This is a genomic window from Lysinibacillus sp. F12 (genome assembly GCF_057773605.1).
This window is the reverse complement of record NZ_JBYMLP010000002.1, coordinates 1,092,423-1,106,062: the sequence shown is the minus strand read 5'-3', so window position 1 is coordinate 1,106,062 and position 13,640 is coordinate 1,092,423. Positions and strand designations below refer to the sequence as shown.

Genomic DNA, 13,640 nt, shown 5'->3' with positions numbered 1-13,640 from the left:
GGTGAACAATGCAGAATTTTAATGTAAAGGTAGAAAAACTAACAAAGAACTATGGAAAAAAAGCTGTTCTGAAAGGAATAGATTTTATTGCTGAAAAAGGTGAAATTATTGGTGTTATTGGAAAAAATGGTGCGGGGAAATCGACATTCTTAGAAATTTTAATGACCATTAAGGACTTCAATGATGGGAAGGTTGTTGTCTTTGGTAATAATTTAAAGGAAATTGATCAAGCCCAGCTCGGAAAAATTAAAAGCAATATATCCGCGGTTCTGCAACCTACACAGTTTTATAAAAAATTAAAAGTAAAAGAATTACTAGATCTTTTTAGATCCTATTATGGTAGCAAAGTAGATCTGAATGAAATTATTGAAGAGTTTGAATTGCAGGAGCATCTCAATACATTCTTTGATAATTTATCTGGGGGCTGGAAGCAAAAGGTTAGCCTAGCAATTGCTTTTTCTTCTAAACCGCGTTTGATTATTTTGGATGAACCGACTACTGGCCTGGATCCTCATATGCGAAATATATTATGGGAAAGCATCACAGGATATATTAAAAAAAATGATAGTACAGTGATTTTATCGACGCATTATATGGACGAAATCGAACTCTATTGTGATAAAGTTCTTTTCATTAATGACGGTGTAACCGAAGTATTTGATACGCCAGAAAATATACTAAAATCCGGTCATAAATCTATTAATAGCTTCTATCTTGATAAAATTGCCAAATAAGGGGGAGTAAATATGTTATTAACACAAATTAAATATGACTTAAAAATGTTCTTTAGAGAGTTATTTTATTTAGTCTTCACGGTTGTTGTACCGCCTGTCACATATATTTTAATGGGACAAATGTTTAGTAATGCAACCTATAGCGGAGGGATGAACTATGTTCAAATGTATACACCTTCGTTTATTGTCCTGATTAGTTTTTCAGTCGTATTTTTTGCCTTTGGTTTTGATCAGGTAATGAATCGTGCAGCTGGAATTGAAAAAAGACTTTTCATTACGCCCATCACTGATAAAATTCTTCTCATGTCCAGCATTGCTAAGTCATTCATTATTGCTACTGTAGGATTTTTCTTAATAACTTTAATCGGCTTACTTGTTTATGATTTGCAGCTTTCCATTGTTAATTTCTTGGTTTCATATTTAAGCTTATTACTCATTAATGCGGTGATGCTGGTTTATTCTCACGCAATTTATTCAAACTTTAAGGAAGTTAAAACAGCACTTATTTTGTCTATTGTGTTATTCCAAATTGTTATGTTCACTGGTGGCTTCTCTGTTCCAGTGGAAAGTCTCCCGAATTTTGTGAAGTATGTATCTTATGTGAATCCGTTCTATCATTTAAATAATATTTATATTTCAATTTGGAATGAGACATTTGAATTCAATCAAGATATGTTGATTTCAATCGGGTACACGTCAGCTCTTCTGATTATTTCATTAGTTGTCATTAAGTTCAACAATAAGAAGGAGTGAGTAATATGCTAATAAAGGCTCGAAGAAATATTCGTTATCATTATAATGAACCAGACTTATTTATATATGGGCCAAACGAACTAATAAAATTAAAACTAAGTGTTTCAGAATATGAAGATATCACTTCCTTGATTAGTAATGCCTATCAGGGAAGTGAAGAAACAGCACTTTTTGAAGAGTTTAGCCGCTACACAAAACTTATTCAATTTCTTATAAAGAAACATGTTTTTTATTTAATTGATCCGAAGGTCTATGATCTTCACAAAAGCAGCCTCTATTTACCATGGGTAGAAGAGCAATGTCTATCAGTAGAAAAAGGTTTGAGAGACATTGAGAAAATTTATGTAAAAATTCCCACATCCTATTTTGGTGCAATTTGTCTCAGTGAATTATTGGCAGAAAATCATATTCAACATGAAATTGTAGAAGTTGAGAATATAGAAGTTTTTGCAGACGGGAAAACCGTTGTAAATTATTATATTGGGAAAAAAGAAGAGAGAATATGGATTACCACAAGAAAGCATACAAATTTTGAGTCCGTATCCGCTGAGGATATTTCAGAGAAACTTCTTGCAGGCTTCCTTTATTATGGCGTCATTATATCTATTGTTGCGGAAAGTGCCCCGGTATTCAATATTAATTCTCTTATGGAAGTTGAGAGGAAATTGGCGTTTGACGGAATTAAAAAGGTGGATTATCAAATTTCAGGACGAGCGCCTCAAGATGCTATCAAGAATTATAATTCACTTGAAAATTTTGTGAAAAAATATGATTCAAAGATAGTATCTTTTAATAAAAATAAAGAGTATTTTACTTACAACCAATCACCGTTGCAGATTATTACCGTGCAAACAGAAGACAAAGAAAATTATTACTTTGCAGATATTTCTTATGAAAGACTCGCACAGTTTCTCTCAGAGGCAGCATTTATCGAAATATTAAAAAATAGCTATTCAAAAGATCTTCTATTGAAGCAACAGGAAAAAGTTATCTATAGTACCCAACATAATAAAGCAGGGAAACTGTCCAGATTATATCTGAATGAGCTGGAAGAATCAGAGCTTATTATTAATTTAATGAATCAAGAAAAGCTATCTACTCATTTCTACCTTCAGGCATGTATTAGTGGGGGGTATTACTTGTATGCTGTAAATCATAATTCAGAAGCATTCATTTTTCAGCTACCCGTAAGAACAGCAGCCCAGTTGATAACAGTTTTACTGACTTGGATTAGTATGCATATGAATGATGTATCCATTAAAGAATCATTCTTCCAATCCATAGACGTAAATGAGCTCCACCTAAAAGAAGGCAGCTCTTTCAATTGGGACATATCTCATCAACAAAATCTAGTAAGTGGACAGCAGACAACTGTGGGGAAAATTCTCAATGATCATGGTTTTGAATATGAACTTTTGGAGGTGGAGTGATGACCATACTAACAAACGTTGCTACGATTATTACAAACCAAAAGTATATTTTTGTACATTCATCCAAGAATGATTCATTCTTTTGCCTAAACTGCTTTAAGGAGCGAACAAAAGAACTGAAAAGCTACCAACAATATTTTGGTTGGCAAGAAGATGAGCCTAGCCACTTAGAAGCAGCAATAATTGCTACTCTCTTGCAAAAGCTTCAAACAAGTAATGAACCGTACCTCTATGAAATAAATCGAGATACATTGGAAATTCAAGCGAAAGCAACTTTCAAGCGAGGAGATTGTCACTGTAATGAAGATACTGCTCCACATAAACTTCAGGAATTGGATACGATGTTCGATGCAAAGGATAATCGGCAATTGAGCTTTGAACAGGTAAGAGAGAAGATTGAAAGAAACAAAAAACTAATCTATGCGCATCCATCGTCGATCGTGAATGCATTGGCTCGTTCTGGAGATTCTTATGGTACACCAATGGTTCAGACAGAAGTATTGTACAAGGGGATTTCAATGCTTTCCTATGGTCGGACAGGGACGTATGAGAAGTCAAAATATATTTCTATTTTGGAATCGTTAGAGCGCTATGCTACAGCGTTTCCTTATAAAAAGCAAAAAAGGTCAATGCGAGAAAAGGATTCAGAAGTGATCGACCTAACGCTAAGTGAAGTAATGGCGCAATGCAATTATGGCAATCCAGAAAATTATTCAGAAGATCAGCCACTGAATTATGAGAAAGTTTGGGCATTGCATAGTGAAAAAGATGTTTTAATTCCCGAGCAGCTAATTTATTATAACTCTCATGTTGTTTCTGATGAAAAAAGATTTATTTATGAAAGTTCTAATGGCAGTGCTCTCGGTTCAACAGAAGCAGAAGCTAGCCTTCATGCGATGCTAGAACTGATAGAACGAGATGCCTTTTTAGCTACTTGGTATGGACAAATTCCACCTGTCAGAATTGATGAATCAAGCATTCATTCTAAAAAAATCCAAGCTTATTTGGAATCCCTAAAGCAAAAAAATATTCGTGTACATTTGTTTGATATATCTATGGAAGTGAAAATTCCGACTATCTGGGTCCTATTAGAAAAAAAGGAGCCTAGGGAAAATGAAATGGCCTTTTACACAGCTGCGGCAGCTTCCTTTGATTTGGAAGAGTCAATAGAACGAGCATTAATTGAAGCTACAACAGCGATTACTGTATTTACAAATGTATTTAATAACGAGGATTATCAGACAAGAAAGAGACAATTATTGATGAATCCTCAATCGGTTCACAAGTTGGAAGACCACTTGCTGCTTTACTCAAATAAGGAGATGAAGTATGCATTTTCGTTTGCATTAAATACAGAGATGGTGTCTGCCTATGAGCAATTGGAAACAGGATATACAGCATATCAAGGGAAATTTTCCGAGGTTGTTCGAACGCTTGAGAAGCAATTGGTCGATATTTCTGGTAAAGCGTATCGGGCTACGATGGAAAACCCGAATTTATTTTCTGCAGGATTTGTTAATGTGAAATATGTAGTGCCTGGCATGCTGACAATGACTTTTGGGCATCAAAATAGACGAGTTGTCAGTCAGCGAATTGAAAAGGCTATTCAATATAAGAAGAAAGGGAAGCTAGATAAAAACTGGATAGAGAAAACACCACATCCATTTCCATAATTGAACGGGAGGGAATAAGGATGATTGATCAACAATATTTAGATCGATTCGGAGAGAATCGTTATAAGCAAACATTGTCTGTCGCACAAGTGGATGATGAACCGCTATTTAAAAATCATTTAGATGTGATTGACATGAAATTTTTGAAGGAGCTTGGTAAAAGTGATGGCTGGAGTTCCATTATTTACGATCTCTATTATTATTTAGAAATGATTCAGCGGATAGATTTTTTCAGCAAATACTATTTCCATTCTTTTTCTCCAAAAGCTAGAAATATAGATAGTCTCAAATTGGTATTCGTTCATAAAACGCATATGTTTGTATACAAAGCATTAACAGACAAAATTTATGTATATAACCAAGAGTATTTTAAAGGGTTGAATGCTGAAAGAGATTATCTAGTAATCGTAAATGACAATCGTCAGCTCCAAAAATTCTATGGTGAATTTTCTTTGATGCTAGGTTTATTGAATACAGGTCATTATCTTTATAATCTTGACTATGTTTTAAAGGGCCATCGAATTCGTCACCGAAAACTAACAACAGCTTCACTTGAAAAGGCTCGTGATTTTGTAACAATTCCGCTTGTACTGGAAATAGCTTTAGACCAAGAATATCATTTGAGTACAGTAGATATAAAAGAGCAACCGGAAACCGAATTTTTCAGGAGAAGAGTATCGGAGCAAAATATTAAAGGCGATTCAATAGTAAAAAAGTTAATGTTAGCTACTACACATCATCAATTCCTAAAGGAATTCCTAGTAGCAGCACAGGACTATCCTGAAATAGGTTTGTGGACCTTTATAGATAATATTGCTGATCTCAAAAGTGGATTTTATCGGATTGGAGAAACATGTGAATTTATTCAACCGAAAGAAAAACTTATGTATAAGAAGATGTTGCAAGAATATCAAGATTTCACTAATTTGGAAGGCATGTATTATTGGATATTTTTTACCTTTGAGAAAACAAGACAAGATTATGATGACATTTTTTTAAGGATTGGTCATTTTGCACAACATTTATCTATTATTGCTGCGAAGTATGGAATGGCTGCTCGAGGGATTAAAAATTACAATGACAAAATAATAAAAGAGAAATTCAATTTAGAGAACAATGTACAGCTTGGCTACTCATTAAATCTTTTTAAGAGCTGGAATACAAGTCACAGTATATTTTTAAAATAAAGGAGAGCCTTATGTGGATATCTAAACATTTATTCATTCATGATTATGTGTTAATTGAAGAGTTTTTAAAAGAGTATTTGTTGCCATTTTTAGAAAGAGAAAAGGTTCGATATTTTTTCATTCGTTATTGGGATGGTGGTCCCCACATCCGTTTGAGATACCAAACTGCACAAGATATAGCAGAGAAAGTTGATAAAGATTTGGAGCAAATATTAGAGAGCTTTCACCAAAAACATAAGAGCCATTCATTTCAAGCTATTTCCTATGATGAGGCGATTGTTCAGACAGAAGGTATTGTACCAACTGCTCCATATCCGAATTTTTCAATTCAGACGATTGAGTATGTACCAGAGCTAAACCGTTATGGGGGAGAGACAGCAATGGCGCTATCCGAAGAACTATTTGTCCACTCGTCAAAATTTGCTGGACAAATAATTCAAAACCTTAATCGAACTCAGCGTTATGTGTTAGCGATTGATCTCATGTACAACTGTACAAAAATTGCTCAAGAATTAGGGTATATCGAGAAGCATGAGACAATGTTTCATGCATATCGTGAAATATGGACGCAATTTTCTCAGAATAAGACCCCGGAGCATATATTCAAAGTGATTAACAACAGAATTGATCAATTGAAAAATGGCGAGCTTGCAATTGAATTCTATCAACCATATCTTAAGGTGTTCAAATCTTTGCTTGCTCAAATAAAGTTATGTCAAACAACAATGGAGCCAAAGTACGCCTTTTATATTGTCATTTCTCATCTCCATATGTTGAATAATCGATTAGGAGTATCTCCGGAATATGAATTCATTTTTTCAGATGCTTTTCTTAAAGCTGGATGATTTCTTAAAAAGGAGGACATTAATTTGTGGAATTTTAAAGGTGAGCGGAATATAGAGAAAAAATTCATGGATTATCATATGATGTCAATCAATGAACCTGAATTTACCAATACTCAAGTATATGCTCATAGACCGAGGGAATTACAGGCAAATGGACATTATCCGTTAATAGATTTAGAGTATACGATAGACGAAAATAATATATTTGAAAAAATTTTAGGGACAAGATATACGGCAAGGGAACCATTCAAAGCGAATGTCAAAGTCAATAAAAAGTTAATGGCGCAATTTACTCAATTGGCTATGATTGGTGGTGAAAAAGAAAATCGTACATACCCTTCTGGGGGGGCACAGTACTATGTTAACATTTATTTTTTATTCAATGAGCAATTGGTTGACATGGATTTGATAGAGCAGGGAAATATTATGCTACTGAATAGTGATACTCAAAAGCTATTAGTTAAACAGTACGTGTCGTGGGATGAAATTAGTAAAGCGTTTATCCAAAAGTATTTGGCTAATACCGCTCAGTTTGCTGTTGCTTTGAGCTGTGATATGTCTGGAATCTCTGGAAAGTATACAGATATCTCCTATAAGCTAGTTCAACAGGAGGCTGGACATATTGGACAAAATATCCAATTAGTAGCGAATTACCTTGGATTGGAAAGTGTTCCCCTGGGTGGTTTTTATGATATTGAGCTATCAAAACTTTTGAGTGATCATCAAACATCCTTGTATGCATTTCTGATAGGATAGAAAGGAGCTGAGGTAGAATATGTATTGCTTAAAATTAAAATATCAAGTAAAAAAAATGAACGATTTCTTTATGATTCAGGATTGTATAACATTAGAAACAGTCATGGCCTTTAAAGTCAAAGATATTGAGTTTAATAAATTAAAAGAGATTATCTATCATGGAATAGATGAAACAACAGACTCTTCGGAGAATAAGCTTGGAAAACAGCTTTTGGAAAAGGACCCTACATTGTTTATCTCCTATGAAAAACAAAAATCCAGAGATCTTTTGAATCTAGTTAGGAGCTATACAGAATTTTTTACACCTTATTTCATTTCCACGGAAGCAATTGTTGAATACTTGATTTTTGCAGAAAAAATTATTGATACAGGGAAAATCTTTAACATTCAAGTCATATTAGAAGATAAATTCCCAAATGTTCAAGAGTTTCTGGAAAAATCGCCGTTTGTACAAACTGTCTATGATGATAAGCCTCAGGACAATATTGATCTCCTAATTGGAACACAAAAGAAAATCGCAGAAATGAATCCAGTGGAGTCTTTTTCAAAGTATGTACTGGCATTGAGTTGTCAGGAAAAAAGTTTGGAGATTGGTCCATTAATTAATACAACAAAGTTCGAAATCCCAAAATTTTCAATAGAAGGCGAGCAGAATGCAGCCATAATGCATCATGAAGAGTTATTGATATGTTTCTTCCTAGAAAGAATTCTATTTATTCAGTTATTTAATTTGTATAATAAAATGCGGCAAAATGAATTTTTCCCAACAAGAAACAAAGTCTGTATCAATCGTATGAATCTTCAAGGATACAGTGAAGCGGTTACGCTTTATCCCAAATATTTTGTAGAGTTTGTCGTATGATAAATTTCATGATTGTAAGGAAAATACTCGTAACTGTGTATTTTCCTCTTTTTTTTTTGCATATAAGTAATCAGAGTAGTAAGTTACTAAACATTTGAAAAAATGCTAGATAACAAAGCTATACTTTTATTGTAAAGACAAACAAGGAGGGGGAAAAATGGAAATACTGCTAAAAGGATTTAGGGAAGACGTGTTGGCAGAATATATGGTTAGGAAATTAAAAGCAAGACAAGATTTAACCAGGATTCAAGAACTGAAGTGTAAATTGGGTATTGAAGTCTGCCTCATTAATCTCGGGAAGGCCATTCCTGTTTATTTAACTGCATTTCTACTTCATTCAGTTTGGCTAACATTTATCTTTCACAGTGCTTATTTATTAGTACGGCTCTATGCTAGAGGTATTCATGCTAAAAAAAGCAGTACCTGCACGTTGATAAGCATTTTCCTTTTTGGAATACTACCGATCATCATACGAGATATTTCAATTTCAGAATCGATTTTCTGGATTGGCATTCTAGCTGTATATATCTGTCTTTATAAATATGCCCCTCAAGATACAGAAAAGAACCGTGTTAATGATAAAGCGTTGAGAGTAAAACTGAGAAATAGAGCCATTATTGGCTATTCGATTTGTGTAGCAGTAATGATTAGTACAAGCTCAGAAATAGTAATCAATCAAGTATTTTTTGGAAGTCTACTAGCTGTATTTTGTATTCTTCCGTTGACATATAAATTATTGAAAAAATAAGGGAGGAAGAAGAAAATGAAAAAAATCCAACATATGTTTGCAGAAGGTCTAACAAAGCTGTTTGTTGTAGTAGGAGGGTTGAGTGTTCATAATTTCTGTGTATTGTATTCCTTTGAACCAACAATTCCAGAAGAATTGAAGAAGTAATTTATGTGTGAAATGATAGATTTTCACTAAAAATTCTAAATTTTGCTAATTCCATTATCTATAGTATAATATTCATAATAGATGACTAAAGAGAGATGAGGATTAGTGAGTGATTCTATTAGCTATTGTTCAAGTTGCCATTCAGTGTATTTTAGTAGCTTTTGTCATAGGTAAACCTTTTTTTCGAAAGGAAACTATTTTTGCAGTCATATTGTTTAGTCTAATAATGGGTTGGCTATATCCATACCTGGATATTTTTGGTTCGCTCTTAATATTTGCGTTTGTTCTTGGTATGTTTAAGTATACATATCTAAAGTGGATACCTGCACTGTACTACGCATCAACAATAATGATTGGGATGATCCTCATTGATCATATAACTACTTTCATTTTGGGAAAAGTTTTAGATATTGATACAATCTCCTCAGAAACAAACGAACTCATTTTTTCAGCGGTATTACTTCATCAATTTATTACCCTCATCATTGGTATTATATTTATAAAGTTTTGGAAAAAAATCACTTTTAGAATTTTTGAAAAGGATGCAGAAGATAGGATTACAAAACGTATTTTAGCTTTCTTGGGTCTTTTTACGTATACAATTTATTTTACAATGATTGTTTATGTACGATTAACAGGAAATCAAAAAACGCTAGTATTGATGAATACGCTATACTTATTTATCTATTTCGTCATTTTTGCTGTTAGCTTGTCGTTCCTAGTATACACCTTCAGAAAGCAGTTAGAGATGAGGGAGAAGGAAATTGAGCTGAACAGTATACAAATGTACACGGAACAGCTAGAAAAAAACTATTATGAAATGCGAACTTTTCGCCATGATTACATTAATATCCTATCTTCTATGTCCGAATATATTAATAATCGTGATATGGATGCTTTAGAAAGCTATTTTAATGACAATATTATGCGTGTCAGTCAAGAGATTCGTGATAATGATTTTAAAATGAGGGGTTTGTCTGAAATTAAAATTCCAGAAGTAAAAGGTTTGGTTTCCTCCAAACTGATTACAGCACAAGAAAAGGGGATAGATGTGGTTTTTGAATGCCCTAACGAAATACATTATTTGAATATGGATAGTGTACTGTTGTGTCGCTGTATTGGAATTATTTTAGACAATGCCATTGAAGCAGCAGAAGAGATAGAGAAGGGTATGATACGAGTGGGGTTTGTAGAGCTCGAACAATCCGTGTCCTTTGTAGTTTGGAATACGTTTAGAGATACCGGTCATAAGCTTTTTCAATATTTCGAAGAAGGTTTCTCGACAAAAGGAGAAAATCGCGGATTGGGGCTGAACAGTCTGAAGAAGATGGTTGATCAAGAAAATATGACACAGTTGGATACAGTAATAGAGGATGGTTTTTTTAAACAGGAAATTGTAATTTTAAAGTGAGGGATTGAGATGATTGATGTTTTTATCTGCGAAGATCAAAAGGAACAAAGAGAAAGAATAGCCAGATATGTGTCAAATTATATAATGATTGAAAATCTGGATATGCAGCTGGTACTAACAACCGCAGATCCAGAAGAGATATTACACTATATTAATGAGAGTCAACGATCTGGTTTATATTTTCTTGATATCGACCTAAATCATGAGATGAATGGAATCACACTTGGCGCAGAAATCAGAAAAATTGATCCTATAGGTGATATTGTTTTTATCACAACACACTCAGAGCTTACTTATTTAAATTTCATTTATAAAGTAGCAGCGATGGATTTTATTATTAAGGATGATGTTGATTCTATACAGAGTAAAATTATAAGCTGTTTGAAGGTGACGAATGAAAGAAGGCAAGTGACGAACAAGGCATCCAATAAAAAATTCGTTCAAAGAATTGCTGATAAAATTATTAGTGTCAACTTTGATGAAATTATGTTTTTTGAGTCCTCTCCATTACATAAAGTTGTTTTACATTTGGATAATCGTCAAGTGGAGTTTTATGGGAAACTGAAAGACGTAGAAAAAGAGTATGAAGGTTTCATACGTTGCCATAATTCTTTTGTAGTTAATATCGACAATATTCAGGAAGTAGATTTTAAGAGGAAAGAAATATTAATGAAAAATGGAGAAATTTGTTATGGGTCAGCACGAATGATAAAGGCTGTACAGAAAAAATTAGAAATCAATGTTTTCGAATAAAGGTTGCTTGGCCCTCTCTTAATGTAAAATAGATGAACTTAAAGAAATTAAAAAAGATACAGTTATTATTTAAAATATCCGGTAAATGATAGTTAAAAAAACTAACATTTACTGGATATTTTTATGACAGCATTTGTGTTAATTAGTAATGATTATACGAATTGTCTATTGTGATACCTAACAACTTGACATAAGTCTAAATGGGGAGTACTATACATTGGTCGCGAAAAAAGCTATCGTGACCTAACATTATTTTAAATGCAACGTTAATACTTATAATCTCTAAGTTAATATACATCAAGATTCAATTCAATAAGTAAAAGGTAGGTGCAAGAAATGAGAAATCTAATAAGTAAAAAAGACGACCTATTGAACAACTTTTTTGGAATATATGTAGTAGCTGTTTTAATGTTATGGATTAAAACATATATCTCGCAACAAACACAATTTGACTTAGGCGTAGAAGGAGTTATTCAACAATTTCTTTTACTATTAAATCCATTAGGCTCAGCAATGCTATTTCTAGGATTTTCATTTATCTTTAGAGGAAAACGAAAATATACATCACTCGTTGTAGTGTACATGCTGATGTCAATCCTTTTGTATGCTAATATTGTTTATTACCGATTTTTTAGTGATTTCATTACATTACCTACACTTTCTCAAACGCAGAACTTTGGTGATTTAGGTGGTAGTGTTCTTTCTTTATTAAAACCATATGATATCTTATTCTTTGTAGATGTATTCGTAATGTTTTATCTACGCTTCTCAAAAAGAATTCAAAAAGATACTACACGCTTTGGATATAAAAAAGCGATGACGGTCATTACATGTGCTTTAGCTATTTCAATCCTTAATTTAGGGCTAGCTGAGGCTAATCGTCCGCAGCTATTAACAAGAGGTTTTGATAGAAACTATATTGTGAAATATTTAGGGATGTATAACTATACGATTTATGATTCAGTCGAAACGATGAAAGCATCCTCACAAAGAGCTTTGGCGGATAGTAGTGATATTACAGAAGTGATTAACTATACTAAATCTAACTATGCAAAGCCAAATGCAAACTATTTTGGTAAAGCAAAAGGAATGAACGTTATTTATTTACATTTAGAATCATTCCAGAACTTTCTTATCGACTATAAATTAAACGGTGAAGAAGTTACACCATTTTTAAATTCATTAGCAAAAGATCAAAATACATTGTATTTTGATAATTTTTTCCATCAAACTGGGCAGGGTAAAACATCCGATGCAGAATTTATGCTAGAAAACTCTTTATTTGGGCTACCACAAGGTTCTGCTTATATTACAAAAGCACAAAATACGTACCAGGCAGCTCCTAGCATTTTAAAAGATTATGGTTATACATCGGCTGTATTCCATGGTAATAACGGAAGCTTCTGGAACAGAAATGTGATTTATAAATCCTTTGGCTTTGATAAATTCTATGATGCTAGTTATTATAATACGGGCACTTCAGGTGACATGGCTGAATATGGGTTATTGGATAAACCGTTCTTTGAACAATCGCAAAGTCTTTTAAGTTCTTTACCACAACCGTTTTATACAAAATTAATTACGGTTGGGAATCACTATCCATATAAAATGAATCAAGACCTAGTAACAATCGATAAAGCAAATACTGGAGATGCAAGTGTTGATAATTATTTCCAAACTGCTCGTTATGCGGATGAAGCAATCGAACAAGTTTTCCAACAATTAAAAGAATCTGGTTTATATGATCATTCGATGATTGTTCTTTATGGCGACCATTATGGTATTTCAGATAATCATAACGCTGCAATGAGCCAAGTAATTGGAAAAGATATTACACCATATGAAAGTGCTAATTTACAACGCGTTCCATTATTCATACATGTTCCAGGTATGGAGGGTGGAGCTAACCATACGTATGGTGGGCAAACAGACCTTCTTCCAACGCTATTACATTTACTTGGAATTGATTCGCAACAATTTGTTCAATTTGGCTCTGACCTATTGTCAGAAGAGCATCATGAAATTGTGCCTTTTAGAAATGGCGATTTTGTCAGCCCTAAAATCTATTCAATTAATGAAAAATTTTATGATAATGAAACAGGTTTACCACTAGATGATAGTCAATTAGAGTCTGCGAGAACAATTAAGAATGAAGTAGATCTTAAATTGCAACTATCTGATAAAGTCGTGAATGGCGACTTATTAAGATTTTATAAGCCAACAGGCTATACGCCAGTTGATCCTTCCCAATTTAATTACTCCAAAGAAGACGATGTAGAATCGCATTAATGGTTAGCCTTTGCTAGGCAGGTTAAGAAAATGAGTAAGGTATCTAGGAGAG

At 33.4% G+C, this 13,640-nt stretch carries 13 protein-coding genes; all 13 read left to right on the top strand.

The window, feature by feature from the left end; all coding sequences use genetic code 11:
* Nucleotides 1–8 precede the first annotated feature (8 nt).
* Complete coding sequence (locus tag AC3CH7_RS12525; protein ID WP_012295527.1) at nt 9–734, top strand: ABC transporter ATP-binding protein; 726 nt, start codon at nt 9–11, stop codon at nt 732–734.
* 12 nt (nt 735–746) lie between these two features.
* The gene (locus tag AC3CH7_RS12520) at nt 747–1,487 is read left to right on the top strand and encodes an ABC transporter permease (RefSeq protein ID WP_488381760.1); all 741 of its coding nucleotides are present in this window, start codon (nt 747–749) and stop codon (nt 1,485–1,487) included.
* A 5-nt stretch (nt 1,488–1,492) separates the two neighbouring features.
* A complete protein-coding gene (locus tag AC3CH7_RS12515) occupies nt 1,493–2,917 on the top strand; it encodes a hypothetical protein (protein ID WP_207890090.1) in 1,425 nt (474 codons plus the stop codon).
* A complete protein-coding gene (locus AC3CH7_RS12510; protein WP_488381759.1) occupies nt 2,917–4,590 on the top strand; it encodes a YcaO-like family protein in 1,674 nt (557 codons plus the stop codon). The genes AC3CH7_RS12515 and AC3CH7_RS12510 overlap by 1 nt, the downstream gene beginning before the upstream one ends.
* Before the next feature lie 20 nt (nt 4,591–4,610).
* Nucleotides 4,611–5,777: a hypothetical protein gene (locus AC3CH7_RS12505; protein WP_488381758.1), complete on the top strand. Its 1,167-nt coding sequence runs from the start codon at nt 4,611–4,613 to the stop codon at nt 5,775–5,777.
* 11 nt (nt 5,778–5,788) lie between these two features.
* On the top strand, nt 5,789–6,622 hold the full coding sequence (locus AC3CH7_RS12500; protein ID WP_289449647.1) for a thiopeptide-type bacteriocin biosynthesis protein: 834 nt from the start codon (nt 5,789–5,791) through the stop codon (nt 6,620–6,622).
* A 24-nt stretch (nt 6,623–6,646) separates the two neighbouring features.
* The gene (locus tag AC3CH7_RS12495; protein WP_227256817.1) at nt 6,647–7,378 is read left to right on the top strand and encodes a SagB/ThcOx family dehydrogenase; all 732 of its coding nucleotides are present in this window, start codon (nt 6,647–6,649) and stop codon (nt 7,376–7,378) included.
* 19 nt (nt 7,379–7,397) lie between these two features.
* Nucleotides 7,398–8,240: an ABC transporter permease gene (locus tag AC3CH7_RS12490; protein WP_200990576.1), complete on the top strand. Its 843-nt coding sequence runs from the start codon at nt 7,398–7,400 to the stop codon at nt 8,238–8,240.
* 157 nt (nt 8,241–8,397) lie between these two features.
* Nucleotides 8,398–8,988: an accessory gene regulator AgrB gene (locus tag AC3CH7_RS12485; RefSeq protein ID WP_012295519.1), complete on the top strand. Its 591-nt coding sequence runs from the start codon at nt 8,398–8,400 to the stop codon at nt 8,986–8,988.
* Between the two features lie 15 nt (nt 8,989–9,003).
* The gene (locus AC3CH7_RS12480; RefSeq protein WP_012295518.1) at nt 9,004–9,135 is read left to right on the top strand and encodes a cyclic lactone autoinducer peptide; all 132 of its coding nucleotides are present in this window, start codon (nt 9,004–9,006) and stop codon (nt 9,133–9,135) included.
* 109 nt (nt 9,136–9,244) lie between these two features.
* Nucleotides 9,245–10,546 carry a sensor histidine kinase gene (locus tag AC3CH7_RS12475; RefSeq protein WP_036162271.1) on the top strand — a complete coding sequence of 434 codons (1,302 nt, stop codon included), beginning with the start codon at nt 9,245–9,247 and terminating at the stop codon, nt 10,544–10,546.
* A gap of 9 nt (nt 10,547–10,555) precedes the next feature.
* Nucleotides 10,556–11,299, top strand: coding sequence for a LytR/AlgR family response regulator transcription factor (locus AC3CH7_RS12470; protein WP_031419338.1), 744 nt, complete (start codon nt 10,556–10,558; stop codon nt 11,297–11,299).
* 336 nt (nt 11,300–11,635) lie between these two features.
* Nucleotides 11,636–13,588 (top strand): lipoteichoic acid synthase, encoded by a 1,953-nt coding sequence (gene ltaS, locus AC3CH7_RS12465; RefSeq protein WP_036162269.1) that lies wholly within the window; start codon nt 11,636–11,638, stop codon nt 13,586–13,588.
* The last annotated feature ends 52 nt before the right edge of the window (nt 13,589–13,640 follow it).